Source organism: Rubripirellula tenax (genome assembly GCF_007860125.1).
GTDB classification, from domain to species: domain Bacteria; phylum Planctomycetota; class Planctomycetia; order Pirellulales; family Pirellulaceae; genus Rubripirellula; species Rubripirellula tenax.
On sequence record NZ_SJPW01000016.1, the window covers coordinates 1 to 20,310 of the forward strand.

General features: G+C 55.2%; 15 protein-coding genes. 3 read left to right on the forward strand and 12 right to left on the reverse strand.

Annotated elements, in window-relative coordinates; translation table 11 throughout:
* Window positions 1-170: 170 nt before the first annotated feature.
* Window positions 171-818 carry an agmatine deiminase family protein gene (locus tag Poly51_RS29635; RefSeq protein ID WP_186775912.1) on the forward strand — a complete coding sequence of 216 codons (648 nt, stop codon included), beginning with the start codon at window positions 171-173 and terminating at the stop codon, window positions 816-818.
* 636 nt (window positions 819-1,454) lie between these two features.
* Here the strand turns inward: Poly51_RS29635 and Poly51_RS29640 are convergent.
* Window positions 1,455-2,744, reverse strand: coding sequence for an outer membrane protein assembly factor BamB family protein (locus Poly51_RS29640; protein ID WP_146462568.1), 1,290 nt, complete (start codon window positions 2,742-2,744; stop codon window positions 1,455-1,457).
* Window positions 2,745-3,053: 309 nt separating this feature from the next.
* Between Poly51_RS29640 and Poly51_RS29645 the strand changes: the two genes are divergently transcribed.
* Window positions 3,054-3,308, forward strand: coding sequence for a hypothetical protein (locus Poly51_RS29645; protein WP_146462569.1), 255 nt, complete (start codon window positions 3,054-3,056; stop codon window positions 3,306-3,308).
* 306 nt (window positions 3,309-3,614) lie between these two features.
* Window positions 3,615-4,433: an adenylate/guanylate cyclase domain-containing protein gene (locus Poly51_RS29650; RefSeq protein ID WP_146462570.1), complete on the forward strand. Its 819-nt coding sequence runs from the start codon at window positions 3,615-3,617 to the stop codon at window positions 4,431-4,433.
* 79 nt (window positions 4,434-4,512) lie between these two features.
* On the opposite strand, the gene Poly51_RS29655 is transcribed toward Poly51_RS29650, so the two are convergent.
* From Poly51_RS29655 to Poly51_RS29705, 11 genes are all read right to left on the reverse strand, one after another.
* Window positions 4,513-6,084 (reverse strand): protein adenylyltransferase SelO, encoded by a 1,572-nt coding sequence (locus Poly51_RS29655; RefSeq protein WP_146462571.1) that lies wholly within the window; start codon window positions 6,082-6,084, stop codon window positions 4,513-4,515.
* A 46-nt stretch (window positions 6,085-6,130) separates the two neighbouring features.
* The gene (gene msrA / locus Poly51_RS29660) at window positions 6,131-6,640 is read right to left on the reverse strand and encodes a peptide-methionine (S)-S-oxide reductase MsrA (protein WP_146462572.1); all 510 of its coding nucleotides are present in this window, start codon (window positions 6,638-6,640) and stop codon (window positions 6,131-6,133) included.
* Window positions 6,641-7,118: 478 nt separating this feature from the next.
* Window positions 7,119-8,126 (reverse strand): 3-keto-disaccharide hydrolase, encoded by a 1,008-nt coding sequence (locus Poly51_RS29665; RefSeq protein WP_146462573.1) that lies wholly within the window; start codon window positions 8,124-8,126, stop codon window positions 7,119-7,121.
* Window positions 8,127-8,202: 76 nt separating this feature from the next.
* The gene (locus Poly51_RS29670) at window positions 8,203-9,111 is read right to left on the reverse strand and encodes a sugar phosphate isomerase/epimerase family protein (RefSeq protein ID WP_186775913.1); all 909 of its coding nucleotides are present in this window, start codon (window positions 9,109-9,111) and stop codon (window positions 8,203-8,205) included.
* Between the two features lies 1 nt (window position 9,112).
* Window positions 9,113-9,976, reverse strand: coding sequence for an alpha/beta hydrolase (locus Poly51_RS29675; RefSeq protein WP_146462575.1), 864 nt, complete (start codon window positions 9,974-9,976; stop codon window positions 9,113-9,115).
* Window positions 9,977-10,235: 259 nt separating this feature from the next.
* Complete coding sequence (gene nhaD / locus Poly51_RS29680; RefSeq protein WP_146462576.1) at window positions 10,236-11,582, reverse strand: sodium:proton antiporter NhaD; 1,347 nt, start codon at window positions 11,580-11,582, stop codon at window positions 10,236-10,238.
* A 108-nt stretch (window positions 11,583-11,690) separates the two neighbouring features.
* Entirely contained in the window at window positions 11,691-13,154 is a 1,464-nt protein-coding gene (locus tag Poly51_RS29685; RefSeq protein WP_146462577.1) for a proton-conducting transporter transmembrane domain-containing protein, read from the reverse strand.
* Window positions 13,155-13,201: 47 nt separating this feature from the next.
* Window positions 13,202-14,554: a proton-conducting transporter transmembrane domain-containing protein gene (locus Poly51_RS29690; protein ID WP_146462578.1), complete on the reverse strand. Its 1,353-nt coding sequence runs from the start codon at window positions 14,552-14,554 to the stop codon at window positions 13,202-13,204.
* 116 nt (window positions 14,555-14,670) lie between these two features.
* Window positions 14,671-17,748 carry a DUF2309 domain-containing protein gene (locus Poly51_RS29695; protein WP_146462579.1) on the reverse strand — a complete coding sequence of 1,026 codons (3,078 nt, stop codon included), beginning with the start codon at window positions 17,746-17,748 and terminating at the stop codon, window positions 14,671-14,673.
* Between the two features lie 35 nt (window positions 17,749-17,783).
* Complete coding sequence (locus Poly51_RS29700; protein WP_146462580.1) at window positions 17,784-19,478, reverse strand: SulP family inorganic anion transporter; 1,695 nt, start codon at window positions 19,476-19,478, stop codon at window positions 17,784-17,786.
* 176 nt (window positions 19,479-19,654) lie between these two features.
* Entirely contained in the window at window positions 19,655-20,176 is a 522-nt protein-coding gene (locus Poly51_RS29705; RefSeq protein WP_146462581.1) for a porin, read from the reverse strand.
* Between the last annotated feature and the right edge of the window lie 134 nt (window positions 20,177-20,310).

Consider the following 20,310-nt stretch of genomic DNA (forward strand, 5'->3'; position numbering starts at 1 on the left):
GAACGTGGGAGTCAACCTATGGCGCGGTCTTGAAGGCTAATGAGGCGTCGATACGACCTTACGCACCCAAAGCTACCACGAACCATCAATTGGCCGCGTAAACTCGCGCCCTGGCGAGACGACACCCTGCACTTCCAAGGATTATTCGCCGAAATTGGGATGCACGTGTTGTGCCCACACCACTGCACTTGGAAGGCGGTACCGTTCTGTCAAATGGAAAGGGCCTTACACTCTTGTCGTCGAATGTCATTGACAGCAATCGAGGGTACGGTTTCGATGACAGAGCGATTGACCGTGAAATGCGGCGGATTACTGGCGCAAAGACGCTCGCGACATTTCAGCCGCTCATCGGTGAGAAGACGGGACACATCGATCTATTCATGACGTTCACTGACGAAAGAACAGTCGTTGTTGGTGAGTACCGCGATACCCAAAATCCCAATCACCGCCTCCTGAACGAACACGCGAAAACGCTGAGCCAACTGAGTGGAGCGGAGAAACTCCGCGTCGTACGAATTCCAATGCCCGAACAAATGGGGCAAGTGTTTCGGACCTATACCAATGTGATCTACGCCAATGGTGTTCTACTGGTGCCATCGTTTTCCGACACGATGGATGCCGAAGCACTCGAAATCTTCCAGAACCTTCTGCCCAATTGGCGGATCGAGTTCATTGACTGCTCTGAAATTTCGACGAAAGGAGGCGCACTGCATTGCCTGGTCTCGAACTTGGGTAACACTCCCTACACACCCATGCCGATCCGAATACGAGCCAAAGCTACAGACCACCGTCATCATCGCCCCGACCGGGCCGAGTGATCTTGATACTTCGACAACGAGCACGACTATTCCCTGTGTTGTCTTTGGCAGATCACGTTCAATTACAAATGCCAAAGAGGGACAGCGCACTCTGGCCAGCTGTGACCAGATACTTATCGAACTGATTGCAATAACGTGATCTTCCGCAGTGCCTTGCGACTTGCCCCTCAGAGTCTATTCATTCTGACAGGCGCGTTCGTCTCTACCGTTGCTACTTGCCTACGCTGAAGTCAAACAAACCGAGGTGGCGAATCAATTCGCCGAATTGCGTTCAATGTCTCATGCAGATGCGACAGTCAGACGGCCGTAAGCTGATTCAGTCGTGATGCCATCACGTTTCTGCGGATGAGCGGTTCACACAGAAGAACGATCGGACGGCCGGGCGGAAAGACCATGAGTCCAGAGATGGCGGTGCTGCCATGAAAATGATCGACCATTTGCGGAACAAACCCGAGTCCATCATGTAGCCGGAAAGGAATTCGGACAGCACGCGTCGCGGATCAGTTGCGTGATGAACTTGCCTTGACAATCGGCTGAGTTTAGGGTGCCCCCATTCGTCGACCGTCATCCCAAACGGCTTAACCTAGCCGTCAGTGAAATTCTCAACTCGGCTGACGTCGGCGATCTTGGTTAGCGCTATTGATTTGCCGAATTCGGCAGTTTCAGGCAATACAGGTGCGATTCGCCACGGATGAATAGGTTCTCGGCAACCGCGACGGGCGAGCCGATGACGGGCTCCTTCATGTCGTTTTCTGCCAACAGCATGAATTGACCGTTGGCAATCGAAGCGACAAACACGACGCCATCTTCGCGAGGAGCGTAGATTTTCCCGTCGGTGATCAACGGTGATGCATAAAACTTGTTTCGGTGTTTCGGAAACGCATTGGTCCAAACGGTTTCTCCCGTCGCAGGATCAATACAATCGACTTCACCTTTGTCTCGGACAATGTACACGCGGTCCTGGTAAGCCGCAGGTGTCGGGACGAAGGCGCCCAGGTCGTCACGCTCCCATACGTGATTGGTTTCGGTCACGTCGCCGTCACCCGTCAATCGAATGCCGAAAGTGCGAGGAATACCGCGATCGTTTCGGCCGTAACAAATGACGGCCTGGTCGCCAACCACGACTGGCGACGCGACCGCAGGCCACAGTTCCTGTTGTTCGGGGTTGAAGTTGCCACAACTCCAAACCAACTTGCCGTCGGCTGCTTCGTGGATTGTCACATGCTCGCCGCCCCATACCAACAACGATTCTCTGCCGTCATGCTGGATCACCAAGGGCGTCGTATAGCCGTGGTCGCACTCCTTCGGCACGTCAAAGTCTCGAGCCACTTTCCACGCAATATCGCCGGTCGTTTTGTCAAACGCGGCAAGCCACGACTCGCCATGGTGCATGCGTGCCATGATAACGTGCTTCGTGGTCAACACCGGCGAGGTGCCGTGGTCCCAAAACAATGTGTCTTTGCCGAAACGCTCGACAAGATCTGTCTTCCAACGAACGGAACCGTCGGTTTCGACTGCCGCGAACGTGCCACTCTTGAAGTAAACGAATACGGCTTCGCCATCGGTCACCGGCGACGCGTTGCTGCCCGATCCGTTGCGGTGTTTGCCTGCGTTCTCGACGCCAAACGTTGTCGTCCAACGCAAGTTGCCATCCCAGTCGTATGCCAAGAGTGCGTCCCTACCCTCAACGGGCGCGGTCACGTAAATGACTTGCTTGTGAATGATGGGCGTCGAGCAACCTTTGCCGGGCAAGTCGGCAATCCAACGCGTGTTTGCATCGCTGAAGTCCGCCGGCACGCGGCCGGATTCGGTTGCACCATTACCATGCGGGCCGCGCCAGTTTGGCCAGTCTGCGTCAGCTTCCCTGGAAGCCAGCGCAAGTGAGACGGTCGTGACAAGCAAGAATGTTGAGATTCGAATCGACATATTTTTATTGCAGACGAGGAGATTTACGACGGCGAGGAACTCGCATTGATCCGAATGGTCCAACACGACGACTGCCCGCGTAACGGGAAAGATGCTTATGGAGTCCGTCACCGATGCGTGAAACGTCGATGCACATTGTCGATGACCGTTGTGCCCCCGACAATCCCTACAACGCTTGCGATCGTATCGCGAATAAGTTTTCAAAACGGGACAACGTCAGCCTGCAATCCGAACCCGACATAGGTTACTCAGTGAGGCGGTTTGTATGATCGGATGCCGCCGGAATCATTCCAACCTGAGGAAAACACGATGAAAATTGTAGTGGCGTTAGTACTTCTTTTCGTTGGATCGATGGTTGGGATCTACTACGCTTCCAACTACGTCATGGGAGGTGTCGAATCGGGACTTCCAGGTGGCGGAAACAACCTGTACGCGGACTACCATGACGGAAACATGTTTGCCGACTTCTTCAGCGGGACGGGATCTTCGGCCGGGAGTGTCACAACCGGCGCGACGGCCAGCGCCTCGATGGGCGAAGTGAGTTCGAATCCGTTCATCGAGTGACGCAGTCGCTTGCGGGTCGCGCTGGTAAGGATCGAGCGGGAAATAAATGTACGATGGGCATTCTTGCCCGTCGCAACATCTCGGGCAAAAGTGCACGAGTTACGACAGTTATTTTCCGCTCAATCCTAAAATCGCCAAGGAGGTGCTGACCAGCTAGGATCGATTCTATTTTGTAAGCTCGGCCAGGTAACGTTTCGCCTCAGGAGTGGTTTCGATATTCCAAAACTCGAAAAATCCGGATAGATCTCGGATGATTTTGTCGCTGCCGACTTCGGCCCGTGGCGCGGCCGACCCAGAAACAAATTCGTGCCATTCTTTGATGTGGGTTTCCACGTGGCAATGAACGGCCAAGACGTCGAAGTCAGTGTACTGTTCTGCGATATCCGCGGATTCAGCTCGGTGACCGAAAGACTCGGCCCCCAGAAAGCCATCGCGTGGATCAACGACGTGATGAGCGAATTGAGTCAGTGTGTGATCAACAGTGACGGTGTGTTGGTCGACTACGTCGGCGATGAGTTGTTGGCGATGTGGGGAGCCCCCGGCGAGCAGCGGGATCACGCTACCCGCGCGGTGGCAACGGTGCAAGAAATGTTGTCCGCGATCGAGGTGTTACGGAAACGTTGGGAAGGCGTTTTGCCCGATCGGTTCGGCGCCGGAATCGGAGTCAACACCGGCATGGCCCGCGTCGGCAACGTCGGGTCTCGCCAGAAGTTCAAATATGGCCCCCTCGGAAATGCGATCAACGTGGGATCGCGTTTGCAGTCCGCGACCAAACAATTCGGCGTGAACTGTTTGATCAGCGGCGCATCGGCGACCGCCGCGGACTGTTTGCTTACAAGTCGTCGCTTGGCAAAGCTGACCGTCGTCGGAATTGCCGAACCGGTCGATGTTTACCAGGTCGTTGTCAATCCGGGTAAAGCTTGGAATGATCTTGCAAAGGGGTATGAGGAAGCGTTGGCCGAATTCGAGAACGCACGCTTCGTGAATGCGGCTCAGCAACTGGGCAACTTGATGTCGATGTTTCCTGGTGACCGACCGTGTCGCATGCTGCTTTCCCGAACGCTTGATGCGATGGACAATCCCGACGACAACTTCACAAGCGTCTTGAAGTTGAGTAACAAGTAGACGATACCGTCAATCGCATCGATCGAAAGCATGTCGGTCAGAGTTCGAGTTCGGGGTTGCCACTCTGATGGCGTTGAAGCTACGAGCTGCACGACAGCATCGAGCAACCGACTTTGTGACGTGCCCAATCCGGCCGTTTTGCAAACCACTTTTCGCGATCGGGTTGTTCGTCGTAAGGGTAACGCAGCATTTCGTACAACTCGTCCACCAAAGACGCATCGCCATCGGCGGCTTTGTCAATCGCGAGTTGGGCCATGTAGTTTCGCAGCACATATTTCGGATTCACGGCGTTCATTCGCTTTGCCCGTTCTTCGTCCGTTGCCTTCGCACGAGAAAGACGACACAGGTAGCGTTCAAACCAACTTCGCCATCGCTCGAGAGTTTCCCCGGCAAGTTCCTCGGGCTTGTAAAACGCATCGAGAACTGGATTCAAAAAAGCATCGTTCTCGTCAAACAATTGATTGCTCGACACACTTGCCAGAAGCCGGAAAAAGATCGTCATGTCAGTTTCGGTCAACTGCAGAACCGTTTCCAAGTCGGCCAGCAGGGAAGCATCTTCGTCGCGAATGTCGTCCAAGCCGATTTTGGAGCCGAGCATCCTGTCATAGGCCTTTTCGTAGTGTTGGACGGCTTTGTTGAGGTCGCCCTGCAACGACTCTGCGTCCTCCGTAAGCGGATAGATCGCGTTGGCCAGTTGCACCAGATTCCAGAACACGATTTGGGGTTGGTTTCCGAAACGATATCGACCTTGTCCGGCGTCCGTCGTGTTGGGTGTCCAATTTCGGTCGTACCCTTCCAGCCAACCATACGGCCCATAGTCGATCGTTTCCCCGTGAATCGACATGTTGTCGGTGTTCATCACGCCGTGAACAAACCCGACGCGTTGCCAGTGGATGACCATGTCGATCGAGCGGCACGCGACTTCTTCAAAAAACTGGCTGTATCCATTCTTTCCGGGTTTAATCGCCGGAAAGTAATGCTTGATCGTATAGTCAGTCAGTCGACGAAGAGACAGCGTGTCGCCTCGCGATGCAAAGATCTGGAAGTTGCCAAAGCGAATGAAGCTTGGCGCGACACGACACACCACTGCGCCGGGTTCGTACTCGGGATTCCCGTCGTACATGACATCTCTCATGACGCTGTCGCCGGTCGTGACCAGTGACAATGATCGAGTCGTCGGCACGCCAAGGTGGTACATCGCTTCGCTGCACAAGTGTTCGCGCAGCGACGACCGCAGTACGGCCAAACCATCGGCCGTGCGAGAATAAGGCGTTTCGCCAGCTCCCTTCAACTGCAAGGTCCAACGTTTCCCCGCGTGCGAGACTTCGGCCAAGTTGATCGCGCGGCCGTCGCCAAGTTGGCCTGCCCAATTTCCAAACTGGTGCCCGCCGTAACACATCGCGTACGGCCTCGCCCCGTCCGGCACACTTGCACCACTGAACGTACGAAGGAATTCGTCGGATCGCACGTCCTCGGGCGACAAGCCCAACATTTCTGCGACATCGGGTGCGAAATGCAACAGCCTTGGGGCCGTCGGTGCGCGCGGCGTCGTGAACGAGAATGCGGCATCGTACACCTGCCGACGTCCGTCGGACGTTTCCTTATCCGCCGGCAATTCGACATTGAAATGGTCGTCGAGGTGAAGTCGCATGGTGGCCACGTTTTTCGTTGAACAGCGGAAGGTTGGATCAAAAAACTCACGGACTAGTTCTCGGGCGTCGGGTCAGGACCCAATCTTTTCGCGGGAAGTGACACGTGTATCCGCCAGGCGTCCGCAACAGGTAGTCTTGGTGTTCTGGTTCGGCTTCCCAGAAATCGCTGGCCGGCTCAACTTCGGTCACGACCTTCCCGGGCCATAGTCCGGACGCATTCACATCCTCGATCGCGTCCAAGGCGACCTCCTTTTGTTCTTCACTCGTGTAGTAAATCGCAGACCGATACGACTTTCCACGGTCGTTGCCTTGTCGGTCCTTCGTCGTCGGGTCATGAACCTGAAAAAAGAACTCCAGCATCTTGCGGAAGTCCGTTTGGTCTGGGTCGTAAACGACTTCGATCGCTTCGGCGTGGTCGCCATGGTTGCGATAGGTTGCGTTGGGCACGTCGCCGCCGGTGTATCCGACGCGTGTGGAAACCACTCCGGGAAGCTTTCGGAACAGATCTTCCATCCCCCAAAAGCACCCGCCTGCTAGTACGGCTCGCTCAGTCATCGGAATTATTCCTCATTAACTCGTTAAAACGAAATCCTGCTTGCGCAGTTCATGGATACCTACCATCGCTACTTGGGCATTGACGTGGAAGTCATTGAAAATGACGCGTCATGCGTTGTTGATGATCACAACCCAAGGTGTATCACTGGTTCGGCACTTACACATGATATCGGGCAAGCAAGATCCACCGACATCTGCAAAACGAGAATGTCTAGCTGAACAACGCCACTTTGGATGGATTTCACCGGAATTCGTGGTACTTCCGCACACGCTAGTCGCTTTTGCATTAGCCACGGTACTACGCGTGAAAACCGGGGCTAACGCCCAAACGGCTAATCCAAAGTGGCGCTGTCCAGCTAGGTCGTATTTTCTAGCGGTCCGGCTCGTTTGTCGACCGTGTTGTCATCGTGTCGTTGATCGGAGGCAACGCGATGCAATCCCCATTGCAGCCTCGATTTCGTTCCGACGCATGCCCAAGTCAGTTCCCGATCACCGGCGCCAGATAGATGTCTCGATAGGCCACGTTGGTATGGTCGCCCTGCAAGTGGATGGGGCCGGGAGCATAGGGGTCGGTGAAAACGGCTCCTCCGGTCGGTCCGGGCACCGGTTGATTGTCGATGACTTTCTCGCCATTGAGCACGACCGTCACGTGCCGGTCGACCAACGTAAGATCGTAGGTTTGCCATAGGCCACCCGTTTTGCCCGCGTTCTTGGACGGTGCGATGGCCCCGAAGATCGCACCGACACCTTGGATCCCTTGCATTCGACTATCGCGATCCACCACCTGGGCTTCGTACATGCCTCGCAAGTAGACACCGCTGTTGCGATTCTCTTCGATTAGAAACTCGATGTGCAACCAAAAGTCTTCGAATACGTCTTCGGTTCGCAGGTTGGCAAATGCCCCCGTTGCGCTGAAGTCTGTCTTCGGAGTCGTGTTCACAAGCAATCCGCCTTTGACGCTCCATCCATTGACTTTGTCGGACTCATGCGGTCGCCAGCCCGTCATATCCTTTCCGTTAAATAATGCGACCGGATGCCCAAAGCGGACCTTGGACAAGTCGGGTGGCGTTGTCGGCAGTGGCGGAATCTTCTTTCCCGTAAACATCTCACCTTCCGACGTACCATCCTTTGTCGTGGTCACGATCATGCCATCAAGCTTTCCGTCTTTCATGCCCACATCCACAGTCTTGGTCGAGGTGGCTTTTTTGTTTTGGCCGAGCGTGAACGTCAAACGCCCGTCGGATTCCTTGACGTTCTTATGAGGACCATCCGAGCCAACATGCAACCGCATCCGCACGACCGTTTCTCCATCGACTTTCTTGATGCTCAACCAAGCTGGAGTTTTCGATGCAAGCTGAAGCGACCAATCGCCGGCAAGTTCCTCGTCTTGTGCCGTCGATACCAGCGTGCTCGCAACAACGACGCACAGACAGCCGATAAACCGACGAAGCACAGCGGCAACGATGAATCCGTGATTTCGTAGCATCGTAAAGACCGGTTCGGTGAGTGTTGAATGAATGTACAAAGCTTGTTTGTCTCGCAGCGATTGGAAATCGAATGGTCTACGGATGGAAGAGACCCAATGCGTAGGCGGCGTTCTTTTGCGTCGCTTCCGTGCGACTTGTCTTTTTGGGTGCGGAGCCTTCGATGATCAGCCAGCCTGGATACTGCATGGCACGAAGGAGCGATTTAATTCTGGAAAAGTCGATCGTGCCATCGCCAAGCAATTCATCGTTTTCTTTGATGTGAACCTCGCAAATACTTTCGCAGCCAAGGCTCTGTATTTCGGCATAGATGTCGTAACCCATGCGGGCTGAGTTTCCTGTGTCGTAGTAGACTTTCACGGCGGGCGATCCAACACTTTCGATGATGTATCGAAGATCGGTTTCGTCGAGCAAGGTTTCCAAACCAAGGATCAAGCCGTGCTCTTCGGCGACGGGAGCCAACCGCTTCAGCGTCTTGATCACGGCCTCCATTCGTTCGGGGTTGCCGTTGATATCAGCTTTGCCAAAGAACGCCAGCAAAACAATTTTGGGCGACACCTTCGCCGCCAACTCGCGATCGGTCAGTTGCGAAGCTTCCTCGTTCATCTTGATCATCGCGTCCATGCAATCGGATACCAGCTGTTCGGCTTCTTCGGTTGTCGCCAACGGGATCTGATTCAATATGCCGATACCAAGCGATGCGATCGCGACGTCGGTCGTTCTGACAACCTCGCGAATCGTGTCGCGATTCTCGCGAGTTCGCAAATCGAGCCCAACACCTGGTTTTCCAAACGAGTACTGAATCCCCATCAGTCGCGTTTCTTTCGCGAAGTAAAACGAATCGGCGCTGAGGGGCATCTTGATCGACCAGTCGCACGTTCCGATCCTGAACGGCTTGGTCGCAGGTGGATCGCCAGCGAACGCCAAAGGCGAAAGAACAACGAACAACGCGATCGCAACGGCTTGGATAGTCGGACTTGATTTCATGCTATTTCGTTTCACCTGGCGGTACTGGATCAATCTGCAAGTGACTATCAAACCAATTGAGGAATTGAACTTCATCGACTTGTTTGTCTGGCCATCCGTGCTTGGCGCCTTCCTTGACCACCAACTCAACCGGAACCCCTTTCGATTCGGCCACCCGCTTGAAGCTTTGCGCTTGGAACAGGGGCACAATGGGATCGGCGTCACCATGGATGATGAAAACGGGCGGAGTACGTTCGCTAATGTGATAGATCGACGACATGTGGCGACCGAGTACTTGCCGTGTTTCCGCTGTTTTCGATTCGTCACCGAACGCGGGTTGCCATTTCTCTTGTTTGCTGACGCCAACGCAATCGTCACCGGGTTCACTCCAGTTGAGGTAATCCGTCGGCGGATAGAAGACACATGCGGCCTGCACGGCACTGCTGGCGCGGTCGATGGGATCCTTTGCATTTGGATCGCCGGGGCCTCCCTTCGTCGCCAAGACAAGGCTCAAATGACCACCGGCGCTGCTGCCTGTGACTCCGATGCGATTGGGATCGATATCCCACTGGTCGGCGTGCGTACGAATGTACCGAACGGCGCGATGCATGAAATCCATGATGTCGCGAACTTGGTACCGCGGTTGCGAACCGTGGAAGACTGTGAAAACAGTGTAACCGTGATCGGTGTACGGCTTTGGGAAGTCGTCGTCAACAACTTCGTACTTCGACTTCCAACCGCCGCTGACGATCTTGATGATCCCAATTCCGTTCGGATTTGCGGGTTTGAAAACGTCAAACGTCAGCGCGACACCCTCGGTGCGATGGTAAATCACATCACGCTCGCGAACGACCTGTGCCGTCGCCGAACTTGGCGAGAGGATCATCGCGGTTAGTGCGACACTTAGAATGTGTAGAGATCTTGCACTCGTCAACTGATTCGTCCTTCGCCTTTCTTCGATTCCGGATACGTGCCCTAAGCTACGCTGGGAGCGATGGCGGTGTACCGTTTAACTAAGAAAAATCGTCGATTCTGCGCAGATTTTTGCGAAGACGGGGTTTCAAGGACTGATGCGCGAAGCCTTGTTCACGTCGCTGGCGCGACCGATTGAACGGACCGCGCGAGCGTTTGCTACGCTTGCGTACTCAGTGGAGGATCGTTTGCTGGATCACGACGACCACTGCGCGCGCCAGGTATCCAACCAACGCCCACGGTGTGATGCGTTTGACGTACCACACAAAGTCGATGTGTTCTAAACCCATCGCGGCGACACCGGCGGCGGAACCGATGATCAGGCAACTGCCACCGGTCCCGGCACAGTACGCCAACAACATCCAGAAGCGATCGTTGATCGGAAGGTCGTACATTTCGATCCCCGCCGCTACCAGGGGCACGTTGTCGACGACGGACGACACCAAACCAATGACCCCGGCAACGATGTCGCGGTTGGGAAGCACCGCGTCCAGCCAAGCAGCGGCCGAATGCAATATTCCCGTCGCTCCGAGCGCACCAACCGCCAACAAGATTCCAAGGAAGAACAGAATGCTGGACATGTCGACACGGCGCAGCGCCGCAAGCACTCCCGTCGTCGATCGCGTTTGCTCATCGAGTGTGTGGCCGACGATTTCGGAAACGACCCACAGCACCGATAGACTCAGCATCATGCCCATATACGGAGGCAGGTGAGTGTACGTCTTGAACAGGGGAACGCCCAGCAGGCCCAGCAGCCCGAGCGTCAAGAACAACCATTGGTGCCACGGTTGAATGTCTTTGGCAACATGCGATGCGGAAACTTCCGGCGGCGAGAACTCGCCAACCATCGAACGCGAGAAACCGATCAACGGCACGATCAAGCACACCAAACTGCCCAAGAACAGCTCGCCCATCACTTCGATGGTGCCCAATTTGTGCTTGATCCACAGCATCGTCGTCGTCACGTCGCCGATCACCGTCCATGCACCGCCAGCGTTGGCGGCGATCACAACCAAGCCAACGAAACGCAGTCGGTCTTCGCGATCACCAACCAGCTTTCGCAACAACGACACCATCACGATCGTTGTGGTCAAGTTGTCCAGAATCGCCGACAGGAAAAACGTCAGCAATCCAACGGTCCAAAGCAGTGTTCGTTTGTTTCGCGTCTTGATGCGATCGGTAACCAGTGCGAAGCCTTCATGCGCGTCAACCAGCTCGACAATCGTCATCGCGCCCATCAGGAAAAACAAAATGCTGGCGATCTCGCCCGTTTGGTGCAGGTGTTGAGCGTCGATGGCGAAGTGCAACGGCACGTCTACGATCTGTTCTGCGGCCGATTCTTGCTCGAACCAACTTGGAATGGACGCACGTGGCAAGAGGTCTGGCAAATTGACGACGTACAACGACCAACAGACGACGCCAATGAACAACGCGCTGGCTGCCTTGTTGATCTTCAGCTTGTGTTCAAACGCAATGGCCAAGTAGCCGAGGGCAAAGACAACGAGAATCAGAATGAGCATGAAAAAGGCATTTTATGATGGTGGAAGCAAGACTCATCGAGCAATTCGCGATTGGTTGACATAAAGCCTCCGCGTGGAACGGCACAATTCGCTCGTTTGTGACTCGGGTTAGCGCGCGTTGTCGATCGATTTTGCGACTTCGACGTCGGAGGTGCGTGCCGGTTTTCGCATTTCGCCTCGCTTTTGAAGCAGTGATTCGGCCGCGTGATGTCGCGAATGGATACCGGGTGCAGGCCACAGCCCGCCACCGATGATCAACAGTGTTAGCAACACGATCGCCAATCGTTCCGACGGCTTGGCCTTCATCGCGATGGATGTAGAGAAGCTGTGACCGGCAAAAATGCGGAAATACGCTTGCATGATCGCGATGCCGGTCATGGCCGCGGCGACCACGACTGCGATGCCGACGATGGGATAGACCGACACGGCACCCTCGACCAACAATTCCGCGCCTATAAATCCGACAGTACCGGGAAAACCGATCGAACCAAGGCCCGTTAATAAAAACAGGCCCGACAATTCCGGCATGTGTTCGGCAAGTCCGTGGAAGCGATCCAGGCTGAGTCGGCCGACGCGAGCTTCGACACTTCGCAGCGTCAGTCCCAAGCCGCCCAGCGAAAGACCCACCGACAACCAAAGGCAAAGTGCCCCCGTCAAGCCAATCGGTGTCACCAACTCCAACCCGACCAGCACGAGAGATGAACTGCTGAGCAACACGTAGCAAAAAAACTTGCGACCATCCGTCTCGACCAGCGCTCGACCCGCGGCGTAGACGGCCGTGATCAGGGACAAGATGGCGATGCTTTGAAGCGCCCAAGATGGGGCAATCGGCAGCACCAACCGCATCGCTGCATAGGCGCCTGTCATCGGCAACACGTGCAATAGTGACGTACCCAACGTCGCTCGCTCGAACATGTCGGTCATCCAACAATGAAGCGGCAAAATTCCGTTCCTTAGCAATGCGCCCACCGTCAACATCGCTCCCGCGACAAGCGTTAAGAAGCCGGCGTCGTTGGGAGTCGTTTCCGCGTCGGCGGGTAACAGCCAGTAGCCGCCAATCATGCAGATCGCGAACGGGATCATGTGCATCGTGTAGACACGAGTCGATTCGTTGCGGCGAAATCGCATTTCCCACCATGGAAACACGGCCCCAGCGATCAGCAACGCGATCAACAACCAATTGGCTCGGCAGCTGAACGTTGCCAGCAGAGTGGCTTCGTACAACAGCGTGCTCGAGAGTGAAAATCGGTCCAACTTGGTTCGCAGAGTCGACAACACCGTCAATAAGAACAACAACGCGACCATCGGCAACAACGGAGCATTGAGTTCGTCGATCACCAGCAAGTCTAAGTGAAACAGATTCGCGACGGCGTCCCAGTGGTCATGGGCTTCGAACGTGTCCAGACGAGCAAAGTCAACCCATTCGCCAACGGCACACAGCAGCGTCGCGACACAGAAACCAATGCTCAGTCGACGAGCCAGGTCACGATTTTTGGGCAGCTTCACAACAGCGGCGCCAACCAGAGGGATCAGGATCGATAGTTCAAGCCAAGGGAGAAGCAGTTCAGGCATTTCAGGTGTATCAGTTGATTGCGGATGTCAGGGATCGTCGAATCGGTCTAAGGTGTCTTCGGCGAGTCTCCGTTAGACAGAAACTGGGTCCAACGTTCTTCGATGCGTCCCGACCACTGAAAGAACTTGACGATCGGTCGAGCGAACATGCGGTACAGCATCGAATCCAAATAGCCGCGTTCGTTACAAGCTCGGTAGAGCCAAGCCCAGCGGTCGGCTGATCCGCCGCCGCTGTCAGACACAGCCGCGCGGGGCAATCCGCCGCCGATGGCGTCCTCTAAATTGAAATAGTCTTTCAACAGCGAAGGTGCACGTAACAATTGCAACGTCCTTAGCAGCGCGTGGCCGATGATGTGGATGAGGGCCAAATAGCGAAGACCCAATCCGATCTCCACCGTGATGATTCCGACCTGAGTCAGCGAAGCGAAACCGAGTGCTGTCTTGACATCCGTTTGGACTCGCGAGGTCAGACCACCGTAAATGGCCGTGATCGCGCCGACGGTAACAACGGCAATCTGCAGCGGAAAGGAAACGTCCAGCAGAGGGCTGACGCGAAGCAGCAGGTAGGTGCCCAAGTGAATCGAAAGTGCGCCGTAGAACACAGCACTCGACGGTGTCGGTCCCTCCATGGCTCGAGGCAACCACCCCGAAAACGGCACCATCCCAGATTTTCCAGCCGCCGCAACCAACAGCAGCAGTCCTACGACCAACGCAGGTTGTGCTGCGATACTTGCGACACCCTCGGGCCAGGGGCCAGTTCCCATCAGTCCCTCAAAGTCGCCCGCACCGGTCAGGTGATGCAGCAAGAGCGCGGCAATCAAGAAAGCTGCATCGGCGATGCGATAGACGATCCACACTCGCAAGCCGTTCCGCACGGGCGATTGTCGATCTTGAAAAAATGCGATCAATAGGGCTGATGAAAGCCCCACCAGTTCCCAGCCCAAAAACAGCGTTTCAATCGTTCCGGCTAATGTCGAAATAACCATCCCCAGAAAGAACACCGCATAGAACAGAAAGAACCGTTGGTATCCCGGATCGCGGTGTAGGTAAGCTCGGGTGAACGCGCCCACTGTTCCACACAGCACGAACGTCATGATCGCAAAGGGAACCGATAACCGGTCAAACACAAATTTCAAATGAAAGTGAAAGTGCTGTTGTTCGATCGCCACCCAGTCGCCCAATTCGATCGGAACTTGACGCTGATCCGTGATCAGCATGATGGCCAACACGCCCACGCATCCGATCAAGCCGATAACGACGCTGACCTGAGTTACGAACGACGTGATCCGCTCACCGAGACGAATGCCAAAAAGCGGCGTGAGTCCAAGGACGGTCAACAACGCCGCCGGGGCGATCAAAGCGATCGCGCCTGAGAGTTCTAAGAGAGTTTGAGTTTGCATGGAGAAGAATCGATGTGGGGTTCAGATCTCACAGAAATTTCGGCGAGCTAGGATCTTGGCACTTCGTAGAAGCATCGGGGCCGAATGGAATCGATCGCAAGGCTTGTCCAGTAAGGCTAAGGTGAGACTGAGTTTGCCGAAGGCCAACCCGCGTCGCACCAAGCGAAGGGCAGGTTTTCACGGTGGCCGCGGAACCAAGCCACCGAATCTTTTGCCGACGGCAGTTTGGTCGCGTCGGGCGTGAACGGAACAAACTCGCCGTTTCGGTAAACCTGAATCGACGACGATTCATGATCCAGCACCGCCACTTGGACCCAATTGCCGCGACAAAGTCGGCCAATGCCCTCGTGGCGATCCATAATGCTGAGCAACGCCGCCGGGGTCGTTTCAATCACAAAAAGGATGCGCATCGGTTCGTGAATCTCGATCATCTGACGATAGAGACCCGTCCGCAAATCGCTGTTCGCACCCTCCATCACACCGAGGAGCGATACGATGTTGTGGGGCAACTTGGTTCCCGAACCGTATTTTTTGTTGTCGACGGCGGAGAAGTAATACTCCAAGTTGATACCACCACAAACTGGAATCGCAGCGGACAGAATTCGCAACAAGATGGCGTGATCGGATGTGTCTTGCCGGGAATCATACGAAGTCAAAAACGATCGGCGATCTAAAAATAGACCCCGCGACCATTCGCGACGGCCGACAAAACACAACGCGTCGGTCGCATGGTTGTATTCAGGACGAACCTGAGACAGGTCTTCGCTGCGCCGTTCAACGTGTCGCAGAGCTTCTTCGGGCGTGCAATTGATGTCGCACGACTCGAAGCGACGTGCTCGTTCATGAGCGTTGCGAAGTCTCGCTTCGTCGACGGTTTTCTTCGTCGATTCAAACAAATCGAAATGCGACGGCGGCATGCGATCCAAGTCAAACCACACGACGCTATCGTCGCAAGTGTTGTGATAGGCACCAAGAAATGTCGTGTCGTCGGGAATGGTGATGCCGCGCGATGCGACGCCGCTGCGCACTCGCCAATCGTTGGCCATCTGTGCAAACGCACGAGCGTTGGGTCCGCCTCGCTTGCCGGCGCAGGCACCACAGTTGTACGCCGATTCATGTGGGTTATTGACGCTCGAAGAACCGTGACCGGTGATGACCACGAGCTGTGCAAAATTGTCAGTCAATCCCATGTCGCGAAGCAACCGTTCGACGATGTCAATCATTTCGGCAATCGTATAACCGACATTGCCGTCATTCGCACCGGGTTCCGGCTTGTAGCGTTCCAATTGCAGTTGAGTGACGGGCGGTGGCTTGAACAATTCACTTGCTTTGCGACGAATCTTCGCCGTGATCCGAGGGAACAGCACACGCGAAACCAGCGGAAACGCGGCCAGCGAACCGAAGGCCGATGTCACGGCGCCACCGAAGAAACCACGGCTACTCGAGTGCCAACGGTGCGTTGCCATTCCGATTCGACGTCGATTCTCGGCCCGCCGACGGTCTTCGCCGGCGAATGTGTAGCCGACGTTTTCACGAACAAAATGCACCGGGGTAACGATTGCCGGGCACAGCGGTTTGTACGTCGCATCGGTTGCACCTTGATAGTTCATCGCCACGGCAAAGAACCCGGCTGCGCCTAGTGTTTCGCAACGTGGATCGATCTCTTCCAAATACCGGCGAAACGATTCTTCGCGATCGTCAATGCAACAGCAGATTTGAAATGTCGGACGTTGCTTTTTCGTCGATGCGTTTACCACTTTCTTGGATGTCAACGCGATCGCGGTCAGCGCATCGTTGCGATACTTGCGTTCATATGCTTCTTGGAAAATGCGTCGTCGGTGAATGTCGTCGAACGCTTCGAGTTCACCGAAGATCAGCGAACACTCTTTTTTACTAAGGCTTTCTAGCTGGGACCAGCTCCAGCCGAGTGATTGAGCGAGCTGGAACAGATGGAAAGTGCTCTGTAGGTGAATGTCCTTGGACTGGTTCGAGCGTTTCCATGCGAAATCAGCCAAACCACTGAGCGATCCATCGTAGGTAAGTGTTTCGGAAGCGACATACTTGGCCGCGAATCGATCCAGGATCAAGCGAACGGCCAAAAAATCGACCAGCGAATCATGTGGCAGCGGACGGTCGACCCAGTTTGGGGCCGCCGAGAGTTGCGAAATCATGCCTGCCCAACCGGGCAATGCCAGCAGTGTGTGTGTGATGAAGGCTTCGCGGTCGTTTTCGGCGATGCCGATCCGTTCCAAGGATTGCTCGATGGAATCGATCGCGGTTGCGCCGGATGCTTTGAGTTGTTGCAATTCTTGCGCAAGTCCTCGCATCCAAACTTCGCCTGCAACCATTTCACGAAGATAGATTTGGACGAACGCTGAAAAAAGCCCGTCGTCACGATGCGGCAATTCCCAACCGGCAAAGCCCTGATCCAAGAACGAACCGCACATTCGAATCAGCGGTTCGTTGACGAAGCGGTCGGTATCTTCGCCAGTAGCGTGAAGCAATACGTCACGAAGTCGAACGTGCTGGTTGAGCGACTTAGTTGTTCGGCCTGCGCGTGTTGCGCCGCGCTCGCAAGCGTCCCACAGCGACCGCAGCGTGAACGCGTCCCAATCGGATTCGTTCCACTTCTCGCTACCCGCCGTAGCCTGGCCATCGTGGCCATCGTTCTTCGCAAAGGCAGCTTTCGACGCCGAAAGCAACTTGCTTAACACGCTTGGCGCGAGGTCAGTACGAAACTTGCGCAGCGCATCGGTTTCCGCGATCACCCAGCGCAACTCGTTTTCGGGGACGGTTCGCATCGGGTGCAGCAGCATCGCCAGACGAATGGCATAGCGACTGTCGAGTCCCTTCACAGGAACGCAATCGTTCAGCTCCGGGGCCTCTTGCAACGCCGACCGAAGATCCGCCTCGGTGATTCGACCCATCGCCAAGAGCTCGCGGAATCTCGCCTCGCTTAGGTAAGGTTCGGCACCATAGACTTCCCAGCCCGCTCGGACTGCTTTGTCGAACGGTAGGGATTCAAACGCATGCAACGTGTTGTGGTGAACAAAAACCTCGATCGGTCCTTGAGCAGGCAACAGGTGGGCAGCGTGTTGAATGATGTGCAAAAGTTCGTCCGCACGATCGTGATGCGACGGGGAATCAGCGATCGGATCAGCAAGAACTGCGGCGTTGCTTGGGGCGGTGTGCATTAGGATTGCCGTGAGTGAAAAGGGAACCGAACCGATCAGGAAACGGCGACCTTTTTGCGGGCGGCCATGGGGTGATTTGACAACGACTTGTGTCCGTCCAGTCCGACGATGTTCAATTCCACACCCGCGTGGTGGTATTCTTCATCCAATTCGTGAAGTTTCTCCATCACGCTGTGGTCGACAAGTTTGGTCCTCGACAAATTTAAGGTAACGCCTTTGCCCTTGGCCAAACTGGCGGCAGTCAATTGCCGACGAAACGCAATCCAGTTGCTAAACACGGCCGACTCAGCAGCGTCAACGGTGACGTTACCGTCGACGTCTTCGGCGATGTCAAGGTACGGAAAGAACACCGATTTCAGCGAAACTCCGTTGAGGAAGTGAATCGCAAACTTCGTCGCGATTCCGATTCCGATACCGATCAACAAGTCGGTTGCTAGAACCGCAATGATCGTCGTTACGAAAATGACAAGTTGCTCTTTCCCGACGCGATAAACGCTCATGAACTCACTCGGCGATGCCAACCGAAATCCGGTGAATACTAGCATCGCCGCCAAGGCGGCCAGCGGGATACGGTGAATCAAGGCAGGCAGTAACGCCACGAAACCAAGCAGAAAGACGCCGTGCCACATGTCCGCAAATCGCGTCTTGGCTTGGTTGTCGATGTTTGCTTTGCTGCGAACGATTTCCGAAATCATCGGCAAGTCGCCGATGCAAGAGACGGCTGTGTTGGCAATGCCGACGGCGACCAAGTCGCGGTTCATGTTGGTTTTTCGGCGGAACGGGTCAAGCATGTCGACGGCTTTGGCGCTGAGCAACGATTCGAGTGAACCGATCAAGGCGAACATCACAATCCATTTCAGCGCCGCGGGAAGTGTTTCGCCGTTCGTGAAGACACTGAAGTCTGGGAACGCCATCGCACCGAACAAGTTGAACGGAACATTCACCAGGAACTTTTCCCCAAGCGAATACTCGTGACCCATCATGGTGTAGGTGTGTTCGTGAGCAAGATCGAACCACAATCCCATCGGAACGGCGACCAACAACACCAATAGCGGTGCGGGTACCGCTTTGACGATTGGATTCTTGGTACGTCCTTTCCAATACGCCATGCCGAAAAGAATTAGCAGGCTGACAATTCCGATGACGGCAATTTCTGGGTTTGCGCCCATCAACGTTTGAGGCAATTCGCGGATGATTTCCAGTGGCTCGCCCTTGGCTGATTGTCCAACGGCAACTGGCAATTGCTTGGCCATGATGATCACACCGATCGCGGCCAGCATGCCGTGCACGGCGGATGTGGGGAAAAAGTCACCCAGCACACCGGCTCTTAGCAACCCGAACACGATTTGGCAAACGCCCGCGACGACACCGACGGCAAGAGCCATTTGGTAGGCTTGCATGTCGGCGGCCGCGTCCAAACCGCCGGTATAGCCAAAGCTCGTTACGGCACCCAAAACGATCACGATCATCCCCGCGGCCGGGCCTTTGATGGTCAGTTCGCTGTTGCTCAAGAACGTCGTCAGGATCGAACCGACGATGGCGGTGAACACGCCTGCGATCGCGGGGAAGCCCGAAGCGATCGAAATGCCCAAGCAGAGCGGCAACGCGATCAAGAAAACGAGCCCGCCAGCGACGAGGTCGTTTTTAAGATACTTCTTGAATCCGGAAAGATTGCCGCGTGGAACGTCGGCGTCGTTGGTGCTGGTCAGTGGACCATGTTTCGTTGTCATGAGGACGTGCGGTTAGTTTAGGGAGTCAGTTGGACTCGAAAGTGAGTCGAACTCTCTATGGCACGAACCGTACCGCTCTACGCCGCGTCTTAAAAAATCGTTGAAAACGGGCCGAAACGAATCTCGACCGGACAGATTTTGCTCGGACCGGTTAAAAATTGCGCGCGAGATGGCCTCTAAAAGTCAAACTGAACGCGGCTTGCGAACGTGTTAGTTTCGCTGTCGCCGAGCGTCGGATCGTTCAACTGTCCGTTGACATATTCGAACTGACACTTTCCGTTTGCCCACCAATACCAGTTTAATGCAACCGACGACGATGTCAGCTCGCGACCTTTTCCCGGCACCCCGGGTTGACCGAACAACGGATTCAGGTCCAGCGTGCTGATTCTGCCTGCGATTTCCCAAGCCCCCCAATCGCCCTTGCAAACGTCAAGCGGATGATTCGGCTTGACTCGTCCGAATACGCCCGCGGCTCGGTTGTACGGAATGATTTCGCCCGTCAACATGTACCGCGCTGTGACGTAGCCGCCTTCGACGGTTACGTTCTCGCCGGTCGGCAAATCGAGGTTCGACCAGCGGTACTCCGTTTGAATCAAACCTCGGCCTAATGACAGCGCGCCTTCGACGTTGAAAAGGTTGACGTGTTCGACGGGGAAAACGCCAGTATTCACAAACGGCGGTACAAAGTCGATCGGCAAGACGCGGGTGTGGTCTCTTCAGGGCGCAGTTTGACGGTTGATTGAGGTGCGTCGGTTTCGCGGCATTGCGTAACCTCGGATTGGTGTTTCAGAACAAGGGCGTCCCGCGTCACACTGATGTTGCAAAACAAAAA

Bases quoted from the DNA above. Each gene is read 5' to 3' on its own strand.
- Poly51_RS29640 (WP_146462568.1), bottom strand. From the start codon at position 2,744: ATGTCGATTCGAATCTCAACATTCTTGCTTGTCACGACCGTCTCACTT.
- Poly51_RS29645 (WP_146462569.1), top strand. From the start codon at position 3,054: ATGAAAATTGTAGTGGCGTTAGTACTTCTTTTCGTTGGATCGATGGTT.
- Poly51_RS29655 (WP_146462571.1), bottom strand. From the start codon at position 6,084: ATGCGACTTCACCTCGACGACCATTTCAATGTCGAATTGCCGGCGGAT.
- msrA (WP_146462572.1), bottom strand. From the start codon at position 6,640: ATGACTGAGCGAGCCGTACTAGCAGGCGGGTGCTTTTGGGGGATGGAA.
- Poly51_RS29665 (WP_146462573.1), bottom strand. From the start codon at position 8,126: ATGCTACGAAATCACGGATTCATCGTTGCCGCTGTGCTTCGTCGGTTT.
- Poly51_RS29670 (WP_186775913.1), bottom strand. From the start codon at position 9,111: ATGAAATCAAGTCCGACTATCCAAGCCGTTGCGATCGCGTTGTTCGTT.
- Poly51_RS29675 (WP_146462575.1), bottom strand. From the start codon at position 9,976: ATGATCCTCTCGCCAAGTTCGGCGACGGCACAGGTCGTTCGCGAGCGT.
- nhaD (WP_146462576.1), bottom strand. From the start codon at position 11,582: ATGCTCATTCTGATTCTCGTTGTCTTTGCCCTCGGCTACTTGGCCATT.
- Poly51_RS29685 (WP_146462577.1), bottom strand. From the start codon at position 13,154: ATGCCTGAACTGCTTCTCCCTTGGCTTGAACTATCGATCCTGATCCCT.
- Poly51_RS29690 (WP_146462578.1), bottom strand. From the start codon at position 14,554: ATGCAAACTCAAACTCTCTTAGAACTCTCAGGCGCGATCGCTTTGATC.
- Poly51_RS29695 (WP_146462579.1), bottom strand. From the start codon at position 17,748: ATGCACACCGCCCCAAGCAACGCCGCAGTTCTTGCTGATCCGATCGCT.
- Poly51_RS29700 (WP_146462580.1), bottom strand. From the start codon at position 19,478: ATGACAACGAAACATGGTCCACTGACCAGCACCAACGACGCCGACGTT.